The sequence below is a fragment of the Rhodococcus sp. OK302 genome, assembly GCF_002245895.1.
In the GTDB taxonomy this organism is placed as follows: Bacteria; Actinomycetota; Actinomycetes; order Mycobacteriales; family Mycobacteriaceae; genus Rhodococcus_F.
Window position 1 is genome coordinate 408109 of the sequence record NZ_NPJZ01000001.1, and the last position, 19888, is coordinate 427996.

Annotated in this window: 15 protein-coding genes; 5 read left to right on the top strand and 10 right to left on the bottom strand. The window is 60.7% G+C overall.

The window, feature by feature from the left end:
• Positions 1-110 precede the first annotated feature (110 nt).
• The 5 genes from BDB13_RS01800 to hsaA all read right to left on the bottom strand — a co-directional run bounded on the left by BDB13_RS01800 (position 111) and on the right by hsaA (position 6608).
• Positions 111-1511, bottom strand: coding sequence for a WS/DGAT/MGAT family O-acyltransferase (locus tag BDB13_RS01800; RefSeq protein ID WP_094270143.1), 1401 nt, complete (start codon positions 1509-1511; stop codon positions 111-113).
• 625 nt (positions 1512-2136) lie between these two features.
• Positions 2137-3150, bottom strand: a complete 1014-nt coding sequence (locus BDB13_RS01805; protein ID WP_094270144.1) for a TIGR03617 family F420-dependent LLM class oxidoreductase — start codon at positions 3148-3150, stop codon at positions 2137-2139.
• Between the two features lies 1 nt (position 3151).
• A complete protein-coding gene (locus tag BDB13_RS01810; RefSeq protein WP_094270145.1) occupies positions 3152-4039 on the bottom strand; it encodes an SMP-30/gluconolactonase/LRE family protein in 888 nt (295 codons plus the stop codon).
• Positions 4040-4121: 82 nt separating this feature from the next.
• Positions 4122-5396, bottom strand: coding sequence for a glutamine synthetase family protein (locus tag BDB13_RS01815; RefSeq protein ID WP_094274601.1), 1275 nt, complete (start codon positions 5394-5396; stop codon positions 4122-4124).
• A gap of 45 nt (positions 5397-5441) precedes the next feature.
• Positions 5442-6608: a 3-hydroxy-9,10-secoandrosta-1,3,5(10)-triene-9,17-dione monooxygenase oxygenase subunit gene (hsaA, locus tag BDB13_RS01820; protein ID WP_094270146.1), complete on the bottom strand. Its 1167-nt coding sequence runs from the start codon at positions 6606-6608 to the stop codon at positions 5442-5444.
• Between the two features lie 238 nt (positions 6609-6846).
• On the opposite strand from hsaA, the gene BDB13_RS01825 reads away from it, so the two are divergent.
• From BDB13_RS01825 to BDB13_RS01840, 4 genes are all read left to right on the top strand, one after another.
• Positions 6847-8010: a Rieske 2Fe-2S domain-containing protein gene (locus BDB13_RS01825; protein WP_094270147.1), complete on the top strand. Its 1164-nt coding sequence runs from the start codon at positions 6847-6849 to the stop codon at positions 8008-8010.
• Positions 7988-8284, top strand: a complete 297-nt coding sequence (locus tag BDB13_RS01830; protein WP_094270148.1) for a hypothetical protein — start codon at positions 7988-7990, stop codon at positions 8282-8284. The genes BDB13_RS01825 and BDB13_RS01830 overlap by 23 nt, the downstream gene beginning before the upstream one ends.
• Before the next feature lie 30 nt (positions 8285-8314).
• Positions 8315-9103 carry an SDR family NAD(P)-dependent oxidoreductase gene (locus tag BDB13_RS01835; RefSeq protein ID WP_094270149.1) on the top strand — a complete coding sequence of 263 codons (789 nt, stop codon included), beginning with the start codon at positions 8315-8317 and terminating at the stop codon, positions 9101-9103.
• Positions 9104-9164: 61 nt separating this feature from the next.
• Positions 9165-9623, top strand: coding sequence for a nuclear transport factor 2 family protein (locus BDB13_RS01840; protein WP_094270150.1), 459 nt, complete (start codon positions 9165-9167; stop codon positions 9621-9623).
• On the opposite strand, the gene BDB13_RS01845 is transcribed toward BDB13_RS01840, so the two are convergent.
• Positions 9561-10217 (bottom strand): GDSL-type esterase/lipase family protein, encoded by a 657-nt coding sequence (locus tag BDB13_RS01845; RefSeq protein ID WP_094270151.1) that lies wholly within the window; start codon positions 10215-10217, stop codon positions 9561-9563. The genes BDB13_RS01840 and BDB13_RS01845 overlap by 63 nt on opposite strands.
• A 65-nt stretch (positions 10218-10282) precedes the next feature.
• Here BDB13_RS01845 and BDB13_RS01850 point away from each other — a divergent pair, with 65 nt between their 5' ends.
• On the top strand, positions 10283-10861 hold the full coding sequence (locus BDB13_RS01850) for a GNAT family N-acetyltransferase (RefSeq protein WP_094270152.1): 579 nt from the start codon (positions 10283-10285) through the stop codon (positions 10859-10861).
• Positions 10862-10958: 97 nt separating this feature from the next.
• Here the strand turns inward: BDB13_RS01850 and hutC are convergent, their stop codons facing one another.
• The 4 genes from hutC to BDB13_RS01870 form a co-directional block, all read right to left on the bottom strand.
• Positions 10959-11732: a histidine utilization repressor gene (hutC, locus tag BDB13_RS01855; RefSeq protein ID WP_441347172.1), complete on the bottom strand. Its 774-nt coding sequence runs from the start codon at positions 11730-11732 to the stop codon at positions 10959-10961.
• A gap of 121 nt (positions 11733-11853) precedes the next feature.
• On the bottom strand, positions 11854-13434 hold the full coding sequence (gene hutH, locus BDB13_RS01860) for a histidine ammonia-lyase (protein WP_094274602.1): 1581 nt from the start codon (positions 13432-13434) through the stop codon (positions 11854-11856).
• A 50-nt stretch (positions 13435-13484) separates the two neighbouring features.
• The gene (locus BDB13_RS01865; RefSeq protein ID WP_094270154.1) at positions 13485-14906 is read right to left on the bottom strand and encodes an amino acid permease; all 1422 of its coding nucleotides are present in this window, start codon (positions 14904-14906) and stop codon (positions 13485-13487) included.
• Positions 14907-15060: 154 nt separating this feature from the next.
• Positions 15061-19587, bottom strand: a complete 4527-nt coding sequence (locus tag BDB13_RS01870; protein WP_094270155.1) for an NAD-glutamate dehydrogenase — start codon at positions 19585-19587, stop codon at positions 15061-15063.
• Between the last annotated feature and the right edge of the window lie 301 nt (positions 19588-19888).

Consider the following 19888-nt stretch of genomic DNA (forward strand, 5'->3'; position numbering starts at 1 on the left):
GTGATGCCCTCTTCCCTACTTCATTGAATCTCTCTGGAGCACTGCATGTTCAGGGCATTTTCCTCGACCCTGACGTGCGGGGAGTGAATCATGTCGACGGCCGAGCGGTCCTACAGTCCGACGGATTGCTCGAGAGCGCCGAGTTCGTTATCGAGGTGATCGAGCAGAGGCGCCAGCGGCGGCAGGCTGCGCCGGCAACCGGTCAGCCCGAACGCAATCTCGTCGTCGGTGCTGGTGCAGGTGATATTCAAGGCCTGTCCGTCCACCGGGATGGACAGCGGGTACAGCGCACTCATCCGGGCGCCGTTCCAGTACAGTGCCTTTCGCGGTCCGGGCACGTTGGAGATCATCACGTTCGGTGGGCGGATCGGCCCGCCGAGTCCGAACATGCCCAACGCCAGCGGAACGGTGCCCAGCGCGCTCATCGCCAGAATCTGCGCCGAACTGCGGGTGCGCATCGCGTCCTTGCCCTCGCGCATGGAGACACGCACCGCGTCGAACCGCTCTGCCGGATCGGTGAGGTGGGTCGCGAGGTTGCACATCAGCACTCCGATCTCGTTGCCGGCCTTGCCATCCTGCCGTTCTCCACGCAGTGAGACGGGCACCATCGCGACAAGCGGATCTTCGGGCAGTGCGTCGAGATCGCCCATAAAGGTGCGCAGGGCGCCGGAGCACATCGCGAGCACCACGTCATTGATGGTGGAGTCGGCACACTTGGCAACCAGGCGGAGGCGTTCGAGCGGCCAGGCGCGGGCCGCAAACCGGCGCGCCCCGCCGATCGGCACGTTGAGCATGGATTTGGGTGCGGAGAGTGTGAGCGGGCCGCCATGTCCGCGGCGGGCCCGGTCGATGGTGCCGACGATCGCGGGCAGCATCCCTGCTGCCTCACCAGCGGCGCCGCGGGCGGCGCGCAGTACCGCTGCGGACAGGTCGAGACGGCCAGAGCTTGTGGTGGGCGCGTCCGGGACCAGATGGAGGGAGGGGCGCTCGCGGACCAGCGGTTCCCACGGAGCGGGCATGCCCGTCGCATCCACGTCTTCACTGAGTGCGCTACGCAGCAACTTCAGCGCGGACACGCCATCGGCGAGGGCGTGGTGAATCTTCATGTACACCGCGAAACGGCCGTCGGAGAGGCCCTCGATCAGGTGCACCTCCCACAGCGGGCGACTGCGGTCAAGCAATCCGGAGTGCAGTCGGGCGACGAGTTCCATCAGTTCGGTGATCCCGCCGGGCGCCGGCAGTGCGTCGTGGCGGATGTGGTGATCGAGGTCGACGTCGACATCTTCCTCCCAGCCCCACTGACCCAGTGTGGTCACCGATCGGCGGGCCCGTTTGGACAGCAACGAAGATACTGCGCCGCCGGTGAGCGAGGCGTCGAGCATCGCGCGCATAGCCTGTGCGTCGGCACCGTCCGGCGGTTCGAACAGGGCCAGGCCTCCGACGTGCATCGGATGATCGCGGGACTCGCCGACCAGGAACATCGAGTCGGTCGGTGACATCGGGAGCAGCAAGATTGAGCCCTTTCCATTGGCGTTTCGGACCTACGGCATGGTCCTCGGAGGCCCTGTGGCTTAAGGCGCGTTCTAGGTGTTATCAGCAGTCACAGTCAGATGTGGGACAGATCACAAAATGACCACTTGTGATGTTTTACATCACGAGCAGGACTTGGCGCCACTTGGGCAAAGGTTCAAGTGGCACTTGATACTTGACAGTTGTCAACCCTGGACATCTTGTGTTGGGGCGCGCCCGCCCGCAACACCGAGGCTTTCGCTGGGCCATTGACGCTTCCCGAACGCCGCCCGAGGCATGGGTGCCGACGAGGATTCCGCCGGTGCTTCACGCCGCTCACAATGACCGCCTGGAATACGCGGAAGATGGCCGCTCCCAGGACAGTTGAAACCCCCGGCCGAGAAAATCAGTGACCGGGGGATGTCCAACGTCATCCGTATTGAGCACACAACACGGAGACCCTCTAACCGCGCGAGCCGACCCCCACATCCGGCCCCACAGGTTCACCGTAGGCATGTCGGAGGCAGAAGGTCGGGTGGAAGAAGAAACCCTTCGAATTGAGGACTAAAGTCCCCAGTCTTGCAACGAGAGCTGAGATCATTTTTCGTTCCGAGATTCGCATGGCAGTTACCTCGCCGACGAGCCGGCTCGGAGTTGCCCACACATCGTTCGGAAGTCGTTGTCGTCGGCGGGATCAGTCGGCACTGCCAGCGCAATACCGTCACAAAGCTCGCCGTACTTCACATTCAACATTGCCGGCAGTTCGGCGTAGGTGCATTGTGTGACCAGCACGTCCAGCACGTCGTCAGCGAGAACAGATTCCAGATCTGCCCAATCACCGGTTCGCGCCATTGCGGTCAATCTCTCGCCGACCTCCGTGAAACCGAGAACGTCCAGGGCAACGCGGTAGGCCGGTGTGGAGTAGAGGAACGCAAGCTCTTTCCTCACTGGTTCACGGGCTGATGCGAGTGCTGCTTCATCCCGGCCGCTGACGATTTTCGGCACCCCGATCAGTCGGGGCTTGCGACCACCCTGCTCGAGAGCCGGAATTATCTTCTCCGCGAGCACTTTCGGGTGCGAACTCGTGGGATGGGCGACAAAACCGTCGGCAACCTCGCCCGCCAGCGCGCACATACGTGCGTTCACTCCCCCGGTCCAGATTTCCGGCGGTTTAACGTCGAGCGGCCCCGGATTGAAATACGGTTGCAGACGGTTGAATGTGTAATGCGTACCCTCGTAATCGAGCGCACTGCCGGATTGAAACGCGGCAAAGATCGCTCGCACAGCGCCTACGTAATCACGCAGTTGCGCAACGGGATCCGTCCACGGCATCGAATACCGTCCGACTATATTGCCCCGCACCTGAGTCGCGAGCCCGAGCTGAAACCGTCCACCGGAAAAGTCGGCCAAATCCCAGGCCGCCAACGCCGTCACCATGGGACTGCGCGCAAACGCCACCACCATCGACGTCCGAACCGTCAGCGTGGAACTGTGCTCCACGGCTAATGCAGCGACGGCAAACGGATCCCGAACGGTCTCCGAGATGTGCACGGTATCGAAGCCGAGGGCCTCTATCCTTCTGACACGTTCCGCTACCAGCCGCAATGGGGTATCGGCCGGTAGCGACGTCACTAATTCCATATCAGTCCAACGGCTCCAAACGAATCGACAGCAACTTGCCTTCGGTAGCAACCTTACGTGCATGCTCATTGAAATCCGGTGCCGCACAGACAAACAAGGTTCGGCCATCGGATCCGCCGAGACCACAAGCGAAAACACCGCTGCCGAAAGCGATCTCGCCGATCACCCCAACGCCTTCGGCCACATGCACAATTCGCCCGCCGAGAGCGTCGGCTACCCACATCGAATCGTCACCGTCGATGCAGCACCCGTCGGGCGCGAGCACTATCTCCGCCAGCGTGGTCTCCATTGCCGGTCCACCCGGGACCTCGCCGAACTTCGCCCAATCGCGACGCTCCCCCAGCGACCCGTCCGCGTCGATCGAGAACGCACTGATCCTATTGCCGAGAGTTTCGTCGACGAGCAGTTCACCGGTGGTGGTCAGCGCCATTCCGTTGGGAAAATGCAGGTCGCGAGCCACGACATGAACACTGCCGTCGGGGTCGACGCGAAGCAGATCGGCTGTCTCGACCTGAGCCAGGTTCATCAGATCGAAGCCGAAATTGCCGACGTACGCACGACCCTGCGCATCGACGAGCATGTCGTTGACATTGACGTCTGCGCCCACAAGATTCGACAGGTCTGCGTGTACAACCAGCTCACCGTCCGGTTCGCGGCGCAGGATCTTCTGATCGCGCATGGAGACAACCAGCAACCTGCCGTCCGGAAGCCAGCCCAGCCCCGACGGTTGACCGGGAACCTTGGCCTCGACGCGTACGTCTGTTCCGTCCTCGCGCGCCGACACGACCTGATAACTGTAGAAATCCGAGACCCAGATGCGGTCGTCATGCCAACGCGGGCACTCGAAGTACGTGTATCCCTCGAGAACTACCGTAATTTCTGGTGCCATCGAATTCTCCTGCGTCGGTGAAGAACGAGCGTGTCCGTCATTCAATCATCGACACCTTCCGTCGGTGCCCGATTCGCAATCTTCAAGCGCTCCAGGCATATCGAAGCCGCTCGATAACCGCGGACGCATCCAGCTCTGCGCATCTCGAATGCTCGAGCTCTTTCACTGCGACCATCGCTTCGATGATCGGATTTCCGAGGGCACTTCGCGCAACCCCGGACGCACGCAGTCGCTGCAGAATCTCACCAATATCGGTGGGCACACGCTCGCTCTCCACCAATATAGATGGATTGACAGTCACTTCCCGGGGCAGCGGGGTCTGGTCAATGATTCCGGCGTGAGCTGCTGCGAGAATTGTCGCCGTGGCGAGATACGGATTTGCCGACCCGTCCACAACCTTGACTTCGATGTTGGCGCCGTGCGGATTTCCCGAGGATTCGCTGCAGAATCTTACTGCCGCCTCACGGTTTTCGTGGCCCCAACAGATGTAGGCACCAGACCAGGTGTTGGGCTGCAATCGCATTCCGGACAATGGCGAGGACGCCAAGACCGCCGTCAGATCACCGAGATGAGCTACCAAGCCACCCAACGCGCAGGCTCCGTCGTCAGTCATCCCGTAAGCCTGCTGCCCTCCGGAGAAGATCGGCACACCAGCCCGAGTCAACGAAAAATGTTGATGCGCACCGTTTCCCGAACCTCCGACGGTAGGCATCGGAGAGAAGGACACCGTCATTCCATGGGATCGCGCCGTGCGACCGATCAGAATTCGAGCCAAGATCACGTTGTCAGCGGATTCGACCGGCGATGCCGGCGCAAGCGAGATCTCGAATTGACCCGGACCGTATTCCGCATGAAATTGTTCGATATCCAGTTGGGCGCGTTGAGCATTCGCAAACAGCTCCCGAATGAAGCCCTCCTGTGCAAGCACGGCAGAGAGTCCGTAGGCCGACCACTGCTCGTCGGGTACGCCGCCGAAAAGCGTGAACTCGATTTCGTGCCCCACTCGCGCCTCGAGATCGTTGCTCGCCAGCACCGAGGTTGTGCGTCGCAAAGCCTCACGACTGCATACTGGCGAAACCGATCCGTCCAACTCATACAGAGTCGCCGGCGCCCAGCACACGCCATTCCCCAGATCGCGGAGGTCTGATTCCACGATCCTCAGCCGCAGATCGCCTACTACCGAAAGGTCATCGGTGAATGCGAGGGCATCGTCGGCGCAGAAAACGCTCCAACTCGGCGACGCCCCCATACCGCTGGAAACAAAGGCATCAACTCTATTGGCCGGCACTACTTTCGCCCGCGCCACGCCCGCGAGATCGACGATCGAGCCGATAACCAGTGCCGGGGTTTGCGTCACCTGCCGGAGATTACCCACCCGAAGGGGAGGAAACCCCCGAAAGCGTCAGATCAAGTTGTCTTCCACCGGCAAACCGAAAGCGGCCCGCCCGTACAACGCCAACGCGCGTTCCGGTTCGTTCGCGACATGCACGCTGCCCGCATGAACGTCGCGCCATGCCCGCTCGATGGGGTTACCGCGCGAAAGTGAGTTTCCACCGGCCGTCTTGAACAACATGTCGATCGCTTCCACCGAACGCTCCGTCGCACGAACCTGGTCGCGTCGAGCGCGCAGTCGCATCGACAACGGCAACTCCTGGCCGGCCACGGCGAGTTCGTACATCTCACGAATATTGCGATCCATCTGCAAAATCGCGGCATCGATTTCCGACGACGCACGAGCCACCGCCACCTGAGCGAACTGATCCTCGCTGAACCGTCCACCGCCCAAGCTGAGGCGAACACGTTCACGCATCACTTCGAGGTAGCCCTCGTAACAACCTGCGACGATGCCCACAGAAGGCGCCGCTACCGCCGACGTGAAGATGCTTCCGAAAGGCAATTTGTAGAGCGGACCGGGGTTCACGAGCTGGCCTGGCCCTTCCAATTGAGCCGTCTCGTAATTGCGCTTCAACCGATGATCCGGAACAAATGCCTTCTTGACGACAATCTCGTTGCTCGCCGTTCCGCGCATACCCACGACGTCCCAGACGTCGCGAATCTCGTAATCAGCTCGGGGTACCAGCACCGTCATGAAATCGACGGGACGCCCGTCCATGCCCACGACCATCGCGCCCAGCAATGCCCAGGTCGCATGTTCACAACCCGAAGAGAATCCCCAACTGCCGGTCAGTTCATAGCCGCCCTCCACTGCCGTCAATCGACCGACCGGCGCGTACGCCGAAGAGATGAGCGTCGTCGGGTCATCGCCCCACACGTCTGCTTGAGCTCGATCGTCGAACAAGGCCAGGTGCCACGGATGCACTCCCACCACCGACGCAACCCACCCCGTCGAACCACACGCAGCGGAAATCGCGCGGATAACTTCGAAGAACTGAACGGGATCGCCTTCGGCTCCGCCGTAGCGCTTCGGTTGCAGCATCTTGAACACCCCGGCGTCACCGAGCTCACGAATCGTCCGGTCGGATATCTTCCTGGAGTCGTCCACTTTCTGGGCACGCTCGGCGATCTTGGGTAGCAGATCGCGAACAGCGCTCAGAACCTTGTTGACCATGGGAAGACACACTCCTTGCACCGATCGGGGAGGCCTGATCAGATAGACATAACGGCTGCCCTGAAACCATATCTTGAACCGCTGTTCCGGTGACCGGACGTCCCGGAGGCCGGGACGGCTGCACTCCGCGAACTCTTGCCCCGGCGGTCCCGCCCAGTGAGACGACCTAGGGGTTCGCCACTACAGCTCCCCTAGCGTCACTTTTCAAGATACTGACCGTGAAAGGACGGGACTCATCGTGACGATCAATCAGTCCGACCGCGACGAGGTTCGCGAGATCCAAGCCGGAACCGCACCTACTCGCTTCGCACGTGGATGGCACTGCATTGGACTCACGGAGTCCTTCAAAGATGGAGAGCCGCACTCCATCGAAGCCTTCGGCACCAAGCTCGTCGTGTTCGCCGACAGTGAGGGCAGCGTCAAGATTCTCGACGCGTATTGCCGTCACATGGGTGGCGACCTGAGCCAGGGCACCATCAAGGGCGACGCCATCGCGTGTCCGTTCCACGACTGGCGTTGGGGCGGCAACGGCAAGTGCCAGAAGATCCCGTACGCACGCCGCGTGCCTCCTCTCGCGAAGACTCGCGCCTGGCACACCCTCGACCAGGACGGAATGCTCTTCGTCTGGAACGACCCCGAGGGCAACCCGCCGCCGGCCGAGGTGACCATCCCTCGTATCGAAGGCGCACTCTCCGACGAGTGGAGCGACTGGGTCTGGTTCACCACGACCGTCGACACCAACTGCCGCGAAATCGTCGACAACATCGTCGACATGGCGCACTTCTTCTACGTTCACTACTCCTTCCCGACGTACTTCAAGAACGTCTTCGAAGGCCACGTGGCGACGCAGTACATGAAGGGCACCGCCCGTACCGACATGCGTCCGCATGCCGCCGGCACTCCGCAGATGTTGGGCAGCGACTCCACAGCTTCGTACTTCGGTCCGTCCTTCATGGTCGACGACCTGATCTACCAGTACGAGGACTACAACATCGATTCCGTACTCATCAACTGCCACTACCCGGTCAGTGCGGACAAGTTCGTGCTCCAGTACGGCATCATCGTCAAGAAGTCGGACCGTTTCCAGGGTGAAGCTGCCGACGCGATGGCCAAGAACTTCGGCACGTTCATCGCCAAGGGCTTCGAGCAGGACGTCGAGATCTGGAAGAACAAGACTCGCATCGAAAACCCGCTCCTCTGCGAAGAAGACGGCCCTGTCTACCAGCTGCGTCGCTGGTACGAGCAGTTCTACGTCGACGTCGCCGATGTCGCTCCCGAGATGACCGAGCGTTTCGAGTTCGAACTCGACACCGCGCGTCCCGTCGCAGCCTGGAAGCAGGAAGTCGAAGACAACCTCGCGGCAAAGAAGGCCGAAGCAGATGCAGCAGCTGCAGTGCGCTGAGTGCAAAGCGCAGGTCCTGGTCCAGAAGAACAGCTGGGAACACACCACTGTTCAGTGGAATGACCAGGCCCGCGCCACTTGCCTCGAAATCGCCGACGAACGTGAATTCGGCCGACGCGAGGGACGCCCCGGCGCCCCTCGCAAGCAGTGCGGCGCATTGATCGCGTCCATCGTCGCGGCGGCCAAGGCCGGCGAGATCGAGGTACTCGACGACGCTCCGGTGCCGAAGCCGATCGTCGACGACAGCGAACCTGCACCCGCTCCATTCCACTAGAGAAGCCAACATCTTTCGAAGAAGGTAGTAATGATCGATCCTCAGTACTACGGCCCTTGGGCAGTCATCGCCGGCGGTTCCGAAGGTGTGGGCTCATCCTTCGCTGACGAGCTCAGCAAGATCGGCATCAACCTCGTGCTCATCGCCCGCAAGCCGGGCCCGCTCGAGGAGACCGCGTCGAAGGCTCGCGCCAACGGCGTCGAAGTACGCACTCTTGCACTGGATTTGCTCGTCCCCGACGCGCTCGACCAGATCAAGGCTGTCACCGACGACGTCGAGGTGGGCTTGCTCATCTTCAACGCCGGCGCAAACAGCTACGGCCACGAGTTCGTTTCCGGCGAGATGGACGGCTTCCGCGGCGTCATCGAGCTCAATGTCCACAAGCAGCTCGAACTCTCGCACCACTTCGGCGCATTGATGAAGGAACGCGGACGCGGCGGCATCATGCTGCTCGGTTCGATGTCCGGCTACATGGGCTCCGAAACACAGAGCATCTACTCGGCATCGAAGGCGTTCGGACGCATCTTCGCCGAGAGCCTGTGGATCGAACTCGAGCCGTTCGGCGTGCACGTCCTCGAATTCGTTCTGGGCGTCACCCGCACCCCTGCCATGGCTCGCATGGGCCTCAACTTCGACATCCCGGGCATGAATGTGTCCGAGCCCGAAGATGTTGCCCGCGAAGGCCTCGAGCACTTGGCTGACGGTCCGCTGTGGGTTGCCGGTGGCAACTACGAGGCCGTCAAGAAGCGCAACGGTTTCCCCCGCGACAAGATGGTCAAGGGCGCTGCCGAGGCTATGCGCAAGCTGCTCAACCGCTGATTTTCGACTCGCTGCTGTGCGCCTTTATTAACCCTCCTACGTTAAGAAAGGCGCACAGCAGATGAGCGTCGATATCAACACTCTTCTCGCCGAACGCGAGATCACCCGCTCCATTTCCCAATTCGCTCGAGCCATGGACGCTCGCGATTGGGACGAACTTCACCGGATCATGACGCCGGACGCCACCGCCGAACTCGGTACCGGAACTCTGAGCGGTCCTGCCGAAGTTGTGACCGCCATCCGATCATTCCTCGACGAGTGCGGTCCCACCCAGCATTTGATCGGAAACGTGCTTGTCGACGTCGACGGTGACCGCGCCACCAGCCGTGCCTATGTCAGCGACATGCACTTGGGCACCGGCAGCAAAGCGCATCTGAACTTCGCCACCCTCGGCGATTATCACGATTCCTGGGCCCGGGTCGACGGCACGTGGCGAATGACGCACCGCACCAAGCATTCACACGGAATCCGCGGCTCCATCGAGGTTTTGGGCGCCGGACCCAGCGGCTGGCGTCGCTGAGCTTCCCTCGATCCAGGCCAACCAGGTCGGCGTCAGCAACTGCGTGAACACCTCGTAGCCGCCGCGTCCCGGATGCGCTCCGTCGCCCTCGGCCACCTGCCGCATCCAGAGCTCGTTCGCCCGAAGATCGTCGAAAACACTGCAGTACTGAATATTCTGCTGTTCGCACATCGCGGCGAAGTCCTCGTCCAGCATTCGCGTACGTTCGTTCTGTAATTCATCGAAGACCGGTGGTGGACCAACTACCCACAACTGCCAGCCCTGTCGTTTCGCCAATTCCGTCATCGAGCGGAGATTGGATACCGACTCCGCACGTTCGACCCGAGTCTCGCCGCCCTCTTCCGTCGTATCGTTAACTCCGCACGAGAACACCACCCGGGCGTCGCAACCGCGAGGCAGCCGGGCTTGCGCTTCCACAAACCAGCGGGCTTCGATGTCCCGCGTTGTCTGCCGACGCACTCCGAGGTTGTAGCTGGTAATCGGACCACCCGGCACAGCCGACGCAAGCCGACCGGCCCAGCCTCGGTGGTCAGGGTCACCCACACCCGCGACAAACGAGTCGCCGATGAAACACACACGAGTATCTTTTTGCACCTACCGATGCTCTCACCCCGAAAAATCAGTCGCAGAACCACGTACCGCCGTGATGAGATGGCACGATGCAGATCTCTGTTCGCCCGTTGTCTACCGATGACCTCGACCGTGCGTCGGAGGTGCTCGGCGAGGCCTTTGCCGACTATCCCTGGACCAACTGGTGTGTAGCGGAGGACTCTCACGTCGAACGAGTCACCTCGTTGCAGCGCATCTATCTCGAGCACATGGCGCTGCCGCACGGGAAGGCCTACATCGACGCGGGCGGCAACGGCGTCGCGGCATTCCTTCCTCCGGATGTGCCGGAGCCCGCCGGAGACGTACTGGCAAAGATCATGGAACTACACGGCGACAGGCTCGAACGGATCGTCGCCGCCGAGGAGCAGTTGGCAGACCTTCCGGTCCTCGAGAATGCCTGGTCGTTGGCCACAATCGGCACGACACCGTCCTCGCGTGGGACGGGACTGGGTACAGCGCTCCTGAAACATGGTTTGGCAGAACTTGATCGGACCGGGCAATCCTGCTGGCTCGACACATCCACCGAACGGAACCTGCCGTTGTATCAGCGATTCGGTTTCACTGCCGTTGGGCACCTGACGCTCGGTGACGGGCCTGAAGTCTGGCGCATGCACAGACGCCGGTATTAGTCTCGCCATCACCGAACCACATCTTGTAGACATCAAGAGCGTTCTACCACAACGTCTTCCCGGAAGTTCCGCGAAACGCCCGTCTGAGATCAGCCCGTCAACGCTCGAAGGTGCCTTCGAGCCGGTTGCGCGATCCCGGATGTATGAGCCTGGCTGCGCTCACCAATCCTGTGGCCGACCAGGTTCGGCGGCGAATCAGCAGGCAAGGTTCCGACTTGGCGATGCCCAGCAACTTGCACTCTTCTGCACTACCCAGCACTGCTTCGACCACGTGTTCACCTCGAACCAACGGAGCCACTTCGCTGAGGTAGTTGTTGGGTGTTATTGCCGTGAAATCTTGTGTGAGATAACCGGGTGCCTCGACTGGGTTCACGAAACGTTCCTCCACCTGAATGGGGACGTTGTCTTCGAAGTGAACCAAAAGCGAGTGGAAAACCTTTCGCCCCAACGAATCGCGGATGAACGAGTCCTTGCCGTCCGTGGTCTCCTCGCGAATGAACACCACTTCGGTTCGGTGCCGGTGACCACGCTCCTGAATTTCGTCGGCGATGTTCTTCACCTCGAATAGCGGGGAAGCCGCTTTGGCCGCAGCAACAAATGTTCCGACGCCCATCATTCGGACGATCAGCCCGTCGGTGGTGAGCTCACGTAGTGCACGGTTGATAGTCATCCGGGAAAGCCCGAGCGCACCGACCAGTTGATTTTCCGAAGGTAGCTGATACCCCTCGGGCCACTGACCTGAATTAATCTGCGACACAACCAGGTTCTTCACACGCTCGTACGCCGGCGCCGAATCAGCACTGCTATTGCGGTACAACACAGCAAGCTGCGCGTCCACCTCTGCCATCGCCATCTTCACGTACCTGTCCATCGAATACCTCGACGAGTGCGTCGCCAGTGGGCACAGTCTATCGGCTCGAGTACGGAGAATAAGGCAGATGCGGCGAACGGACGACGCCGATGTCGTCCGTTCGCCGCATTCTTCTGTCGTGTCAGTCCAGTACGCCGATGACTTCTTCCACGCACTGGAGCAGTGCGCCCGTTTCGGCGAGAACCACGACGGCCTCGATTTCCGGCGCAAGGTACCTGTCCGGGCCGGGGCCTTCTACATGCTCACGAATAAGTGCATGCACAGCGCCTGTTGCCGGAGACGGCTCCAGCGGTTTACGGAAATCGAGAGCTCGCGCTGCTGTGAGCGCCTCGATTGCCAGCACTCGGGTGAGCCCGTCGACCGATTTGCGCAACTTGCGTGCCGAAGACCAACCCATCGACACGTGATCTTCCTGCATCGCCGACGACGGGATGGAGTCGACACTCGCCGGAGCCGCCAACCGCTTGAGTTCGGAGACGATCGCAGCCTGTGTGTACTGAGCGATCATGTGTCCGCTGTCCACGCCCGGGTCCGCCGCCAGGAACGGAGGCAGACCGTGACTGCGAGACTTGTCGAGAAAGCGATCCGTGCGCCGCTCGCTCATACTCGCAACATCTGCCGTCACGATGGCCAGGAAATCCAATACATAGGCAACCGGTGCACCGTGAAAATTGCCGTTGGACTCGACGCGGCCGTCGAGCGTAACGACGGGATTATCTACAGCACTTGCTAATTCGCACTCAGCGACGCGACGGGCGTGATCCAATGTGTCGCGGGCCCCTCCCGCAACCTGGGGAGCGCAGCGCAGCGAGTAGGCATCCTGCACAACGGTGCAATCGTCGTTTGCATGGCTGGCGACGATACCCGAGTTCGCAAGTACACGACGCATGTTCCCGGCCGATACAGCTTGTCCGGTTTGCGGACGGAGGGCCTGCAGGTCCGCAGCGAAGACCTTGTCCGTTCCGAGCAATCCTTCGACGCTCATGGCCGCAGTGATGTCGCACAGCCGGAGGAGCTTGTCGAGATCATGGCAGGCGAGAACAAGCATGCCGAGCATGCCGTCGGTGCCGTTGATGAGAGCCAATCCCTCCTTCTCCTCCAACACCACCGGTTGCAAACCCGCTTTGGCCAGCGCGTCTGCCGCCGGCATCAACTGGCCGTTCGCGTCACGTACCGTGCCTTCTCCGATGACCGCGAGGGCGACGTGCGACAACGGCGCCAGGTCTCCGGAACATCCGAGGCTTCCGTACTCGTACACCACCGGAGTGATTCCGGCAGAGAGCATTCCGGCATACGCTTGCGCGACGACCGGACGAACTCCGGTGCGGCCGGTCGCCAAGGTCGACAACCTGAGCAACATCAGCGCACGAACGACTTCGCGCTCCACCTCAGGGCCTGAACCTGCCGCGTGAGAGCGAACGAGGCTGCGCTGCAGTTGCGCTCGCAACTCGACCGGAATGTGACGCGTCGCAAGGGCGCCGAACCCTGTGGATACTCCGTAGACCGGTTCGGGTGCCTGGGCGAGAGCTTCGATCCTCAACCGCGTCTCACCGATGATCGCCAGCGAATCTGCTGAGAGTTCCACGCTGAAGCCGTGGCGTGCGACGTTGACTACGTCTTCGGGCAGGACTGGTCCGGTTCCGACCACAACTTTGCCGTTCACGGTCAGCTCCTCGTGGTTTCGAAGGGTATCTGTAGCCATATTCTTCTCCATATTCATATCGGTACAACTCGTTTCAACATTCGTAGCTGTTATTTCACTTCAGCAACCACCGTCGCCTGATCGTCAACCGTCTTGTCTCCCGCCGCCGCGTTGCCAAGCTTCGGAGTCACCCACAGTCGATACGCCGCACCGAGCAACACCAGCCAGATCACGCCCACGACAAGCGCGATCCGCGTGTCTTCCATGAACGCCAGCACTCCGATAACGAAGACGAGGAACCCGATTGCAAAGAATTGCGCATACGGCCAGAACGGGACTTTGAACTTCAGGTCAGCGGTCTCATCGGCAGTCAATTCCCGTCGAGAACGCAACTGGGACAACAGAATCATCAGCCAAACGAAGACGGTGGCAAAGGTAGCGATCGATGCGATAACCAGGAACACGTCGTCCGGAATCAAGTAGTTCAGCACAACGCCGAGCAACAATGCGACGGTCATGATCACGACGGTCATCCAGGGGACTCCGTTGCGTGAGACCTGACCCATAACCTTCGGGGCATGTCCTGCTTGCGCCAAACCGAACATCATTCGGCCGGCGCCGAAGATGTCACTGTTGATCGCGGACAGCGCTGCAGTGATAACGACGACGTTCAGAACAGTAGCGGCAGGTGCAATACCCAGACCTTGGAAAATCTGCACAAAGGGACTTCCGGACGAACCGATCGACTGCCACGGGTTGATCACCATGATCACTGCCAGCGTCAACACGTAGAACAGGATGATGCGGACCGGCACGGTGTTGATGGCACGCGGGATGGTCGTCTCCGGGTTTTCTGCTTCACCGGCTGTAACGCCGATAATCTCGGCGCCGCCGAAAGCGAACATCACGATCGCGAAACACCCGATGAATCCGCCGAACCCCGTCGCGAAGAATCCTCCGCCCGACCACAGGTTACTCACGCCCTGGCTGGTGTCATGGATACCGAAACCGAAGATGATGATGGCGATGCCGCCGACGATCATCGCCACGATGGCAGTGACCTTGATCAAGGTGAACCAGAACTCCACTTCACCGAAGACCTTGACGCTCAGCAGGTTAATGGCACCGATGAAGAACACGATTGCCAAAACCCAGATCCACCGTGGCACTTCCGGAAACCAGAACCCCATGTAGACGCCGAACGCGGTGACGTCCGCGAGTGCCACGATGATCATTTCGAACGTATACGTCCACCCGGTCACGAAACCGGCGAAGGGTCCGAGATACCGGTGCGCATATTCACCGAAAGATCCGGAGACGGGGTTGCTCACCGACATTTCCCCGAGCGCCCGCAGAACGATGTAGATCACCAGGCCACCGATGAGGTAGGCCAGCAAGACCGACGGTCCGGCTTGCTGAATGGCGGCAGCGGAGCCGTAGAAGAGTCCGGTCCCGATAGCCGAACCCAATGCGATAAACCGAATATGTCGAGCCGTCAGCCCCCTGGTCAGAACATCTGTACTGGCTTTCACAATCGAATCCCCCTGCGTGAGTGGTTCCCTGGGTGACAACCGCACGCCCTGATGTGTGGTGAGTCACAATCGATGACTATATGTATAGTCGTGTATATACAAGTTCGTCAATGGCTTCCGCCCACCAATTTTCGGTGGACGGACCGGAGACGGGTTACGCCACCATGCGCCGCAGGAGTCCAGTCGCTACGGACAGTGCCGCAAGGTCCCGATGCCCCGACGCGTCGAACTCCGCAAATGCGGCACGCGCCCGAACAACCTTCGAACTGTTCCGGGCCTCCCATTCCGCAATCATCAACTCTGCCGAATCCTCCGGAAGTCCGTCGCTGAGCACGTTCAAGCACAAAGTCCGAACGGCCGCATACAATTCGTCACGTAATGACAAGCGCGCCAGAGTATTCCACCGATTATCTCGCGCCAGGCCCGAGACGCCGGAGAGCAGTCGCCCCAGACCGACATGCTCCACCAACCGGAAGTAGAGTTCGCCGACCTCCGGCACATTTCGTCCCGACGTTTCCGCAATCTCTACGACGTCGAGAAGCCCGAACTGATCGAGCAGACTCTGCACACGATGGGCCAGGGCCTCCGGAGCGCCGCGTTCCATCGAGTCCTCGACACGATCACGTAGACGCTCGGCCTCGGACCCGACCAACCAGTGGGGCACCACATCAGCCACCGCAGCCACCCGGTCCCGGAAACGTGCCGTCTCGGCCCCCAGATCCAACGGTTGGGGCCTCCGCGTGAGCATCCAGCGTGAGGCCCTGTCCAACAGTCTGCGCGTCACCAGCGTCAACTGGTCGGATACCGCCGGACCAACGTCAGCCGTACGAATATCCCGCCACAACCTCGGCAGGTCGAACACTGCACAGGCTAGGACAAAGGCGCGCACTGCGTCTTCTTCGTCGGCTCCGACCTCGTCAGCGATCCGGAAGACGTACGACAGTCCACCGTGGTCGACAACTTCGTTGGTCAATACCGTCGCAACGATGTCGCGACGCAATGGATGCCTCCCGATCGACTCTGCGTAGTTCTGTTGCAACGGCTGAGGAAAGTAGCCGATCAGCGTCGGAACAAATGCCACGTCGTCGAGGAGGCTCCCCGCCAACAACTTTCGTTTCAGATCGAGTTTCACATACGCCATCACCACTGCCAACTCCGGCGAGGAAAGCCCGGATTCGGATTTTGCAAGCGCCCCCATCGATACTTTGCTCGGCAACCCTTCCAATGCCCGATCCAATGCTCCCGACTTCTCCAACCGAGAGATAAGTCGGCCGTTCACACCGAGTAGTGCGGCGGACTCCGACCGAGCAATCCCCAAAACCTCGTTCTGAGATTCGTTGTCTGCCAATACCAATGCTGATACTTCAGCTGCCATCGAGGCCAGCAGCGGATCACGGTCCGCAGAGGCCAACACATTCGCGCCGACCAGACCGTCGAGCAGAATCTTGATATTCACTTCGTGGTCGGAACAATCCACTCCGGCCGAATTGTCGACCGCATCGGTGTTGATTTTTCCACCAGCTCGAGCGAACTCGATACGCCCGGCCTGGGTAAATCCCAGGTTTCCACCCTCACCGACCACCCGGGCGCGCACTGTAGCCGCGTCGATCCGCACCGCGTCATTTCCTTTGTCGCCCACCGACAAATCGGTCTCTGATGCAGCCTTGACATAGGTACCGATCCCACCGTTCCACATCAGATCGACCGGCGCTCTCAGAATGGCATGCACCAGCTCCGGCGGCGACAGTTCCGTCACCGCCTCACTCAAACCCAATGCCCGACGCACCGGCTCACCGATCGGCACCGATTTCACCGAACGCGCGTACACACCTCCACCGGCACTGATTGTCGACGGGTCGTAGTCGGCCCAGGACGAGCGGGACAGACTGAACAGTCGCTGTCGTTCCGCAAACGAGGACGCGGCCGCTGGATTCGGATCCAGGAATATGTGTCGATGGTCGAAGGCTGCTATCAGACGAATGTGCGAGCTGCAGAGCATTCCGTTTCCGAAAACGTCGCCGCTCATATCGCCGATTCCCACCGCCGTGAAGTCGTCACGCGCAGTGTCGATACCCAGCTCACGGAAATGCCTTGTGACGCTGGACCACGCGCCCTTCGCGGTGATCCCCAATGCCTTGTGGTCGTAGCCGACGGACCCACCCGATGCAAAGGCGTCACCGAGCCAGAAGTTGTACTGCGCAGCTACAGCATTGGCGATATCGGAGAACTTGGCTGTGCCCTTGTCTGCCGCCACCACCAGATAGGTGTCGTCGCCGTCCCACCGCACCACTCTCGCGGCCGGCACCACATCGCCGCTCCGGGAATCAACATTGTCGGTGACGTCGAGCATCGCACTGATGAAGGATTTGTAGCAGCGAATCCCCTCAGCTGACAAAGCTTCTCGATCGAGGTCGCCTACGCCCGTAGGAGTTGGCGGATTCTTGACTACAAATCCACCCTTGGCGCCCGCCGGAACAATGACGGCATTCTTGACTGCCTGCGCCTTGACCAGACCGAGTACTTCGGTACGGAAATCCTCGCGACGATCCGACCATCGAAGCCCTCCGCGGGCAACAGCACCCCATCGCATGTGCACGCCGGCTACCTGCGCGCCGTAGACAAAGATTTCGAATTTCGGTCGAGGAGAGGGAAGTTCGTCGATGGATTCCGAATCGAACTTGAACGACACGCAGCCTTCACCCACGCTGCCGAAGCGGTCACCCCGCACGTAGAAATTGGTCCGCAGAGTCGAGCGAATCAGCCCGAACATTGCACGGAGAATGCGATCCGCATCCATTCCCGATACCTCTGCGATAGCCGATTCCACCGCCGCAGTGACTATCTCGGCCCCTTCCCCTCCCCCCTCTGGGTCGAAGCGGACGGCGAACAGTTCGGTGAGCAACACCGATATCTCCGGATGTCCGCACAGTACCGTCGCTATGTGGCCCGCACTGTACGAGAAACCTGTCTGTTGCAAGAACTCCACATACGCCCGCAGCATCACAACTTCGCGCCACGTCGATCCGGTTCGGGAAATCAGTTCGTTCAGCGCATCCACTTCGGCCGTGCCGGTCCACATCGCCCGGAACGCTTCCGAAAACCGGTGACTGAATTCGGCGTCCTCGGGACAGATCGCTTCCGGTAAGGCCGGATAGCGAATGCCGAATTCATAGATTCGACAATCTATTTCCCGAGTATTGACGACGCGGTACGGACGCTCGTCGAGTACGTCGACGCCGAAACTCTGCAGGATGGGCAACACTTCGCCGAGAGACACCGATCGTCCGCCCACATACAGGGTCAGACCTGCCCGTCCGGAGAATGCCAGTTCAACCCCGTCGACGAAAAGACGCTCGAGTACGACGAGGTCACGCAGGGCACGATCGATATTCCAGTCGTGCTTGTACCCGGCTGGTAGCGCGGCGCAGTAGTGCGCCAAAGCTGACGAGTCGCACCGAAGATGCTCGGGATCGGCAGCCGACAAGGCGTCCTCCCACGTCCGGCATGCCTCCACCACGCGCTCCCGAATCCGATCTGCAACCGCGGACGGGACCCCCACCCCACCCAAGGAGTCGACCGACATCGTGAAGTGCACTACAGCAAGCGGAAACTCGGATATTCGACTGGAAAATTCGAGTGCATATGCACCCAATTCGGATTTCAGCACTCCTTCGATCGCAGTGCGGATGGTGGTGCTGTAGCGCTCCCGCGGGACGAATACGAGCGCTGACACACTGTTCCCGGACGGCAGGGGGCGCACGTACACATGCACGTTGTTGCGGCCGTCGACGCCCGAGACTTCGGTCAATGATCGATACAGCAGGTCCGGATCTGCTGTGAAAAGTTCGGTGAGCGGCAATGCCTGCACCATCTCGGTCATGGCCCTCCCCGCAAAGGAATCGACGGAATGCCCACTACGCGTGAGTACGTCACGCACCCGGCGACCGATTGCCGGAATATCGAAGACGTGTGCGTTGCGGCCGGCCGACGTGAACGAACCGATGAACGCGTGTTCCCGCCCACCCCAATCGACGGTCACGACCGCGGTGTACTCCGACTTCTCGATCCCTGAGACAAAGGGCATCGACGTCACTCGAAGTACAGGGGTTCCCGGAAGCGTTGCAGCGAAAGCACCGATCCACGGATGTCCTTCGAGCAGCCCCAACGACCGTCGTAGTTCGAGTCCGTCGCGAAGTTGGTATCCGATGACAGTGAAATTGCCTCTGCCACACCATCGAAGAAAGTCCACCGCATCGCGAACTCGCTCATCGTACGGCGAGTCTTCGCCTCCCAGTTCAGCTTCCACGTCGACGCGAACCGCACTCAACGGGCCGACAGACTGATTCACCACTCGCATCTGCGCGAGAGCAGTTTCGATGCAGACATGCAGTTCTCGGCCGGCCTCCGGCGAGATATCCCCCCGGAGCGAGACGTGAATCCACGACTCCGACGTCGCCGCATCACTCTTCTCCGCCGCTCCCGGTACCGAAGCCAACACGCCGTCAGCGTCCCGTTCGACATTCAGGACCGGATGTAGGACGACAGCTGCGATGGCATGGACGCGGGAGATCGCGAGCAGCACTGAATCCACTATGCCCGGCATATCATCGGTCACGATCTGGACGGCATGGCCGATCGACGACTCCTGGCCGAGAACGTGAATCCGACACTGGCCAGTCATTCGTTCCTTCGCGAGCGCAAAGTGGCATCTGAGCACTTCGTCGGCATCCGCTACTCGACGACCCAACTCACCGAAATACTGGCGTCTGAAGGCTGGGAATCCCGTCTCGTCGTCGAACTCCTCACCCCGAGGTCGACTGTGGGCTTAGTGATCATCTGGGCGGGAACAGCTTTCATATCGGCACCTTCCATCGGACGCGATTTCGCTTCCGTAGATGTTGTGGATAGACCCCCCGACAAATTGCGATGCCTGGGCGGCCCGATCGGGCGCCGTCTTGACAGCGGGTTGTCTATACAGGACT

What these genes read in the sequence shown, in the direction of transcription:
- BDB13_RS01830 (WP_094270148.1), top strand. Translation starts at nt 7,988, where the DNA reads ATGCAGCAGCTGCAGTGCGCTGAGTGCAAAGCGCAGGTCCTGGTCCAG.
- hutC (WP_441347172.1), bottom strand. Translation starts at nt 11,732, where the DNA reads ATGGACAGGTACGTGAAGATGGCGATGGCAGAGGTGGACGCGCAGCTT.
- BDB13_RS01810 (WP_094270145.1), bottom strand. Translation starts at nt 4,039, where the DNA reads ATGGCACCAGAAATTACGGTAGTTCTCGAGGGATACACGTACTTCGAG.
- BDB13_RS01870 (WP_094270155.1), bottom strand. Translation starts at nt 19,587, where the DNA reads ATGACTGGCCAGTGTCGGATTCACGTTCTCGGCCAGGAGTCGTCGATC.
- hsaA (WP_094270146.1), bottom strand. Translation starts at nt 6,608, where the DNA reads ATGGTCAACAAGGTTCTGAGCGCTGTTCGCGATCTGCTACCCAAGATC.
- BDB13_RS01805 (WP_094270144.1), bottom strand. Translation starts at nt 3,150, where the DNA reads ATGGAATTAGTGACGTCGCTACCGGCCGATACCCCATTGCGGCTGGTA.
- hutH (WP_094274602.1), bottom strand. Translation starts at nt 13,434, where the DNA reads ATGGCTACAGATACCCTTCGAAACCACGAGGAGCTGACCGTGAACGGC.
- BDB13_RS01840 (WP_094270150.1), top strand. Translation starts at nt 9,165, where the DNA reads ATGAGCGTCGATATCAACACTCTTCTCGCCGAACGCGAGATCACCCGC.
- BDB13_RS01835 (WP_094270149.1), top strand. Translation starts at nt 8,315, where the DNA reads ATGATCGATCCTCAGTACTACGGCCCTTGGGCAGTCATCGCCGGCGGT.
- BDB13_RS01850 (WP_094270152.1), top strand. Translation starts at nt 10,283, where the DNA reads ATGCAGATCTCTGTTCGCCCGTTGTCTACCGATGACCTCGACCGTGCG.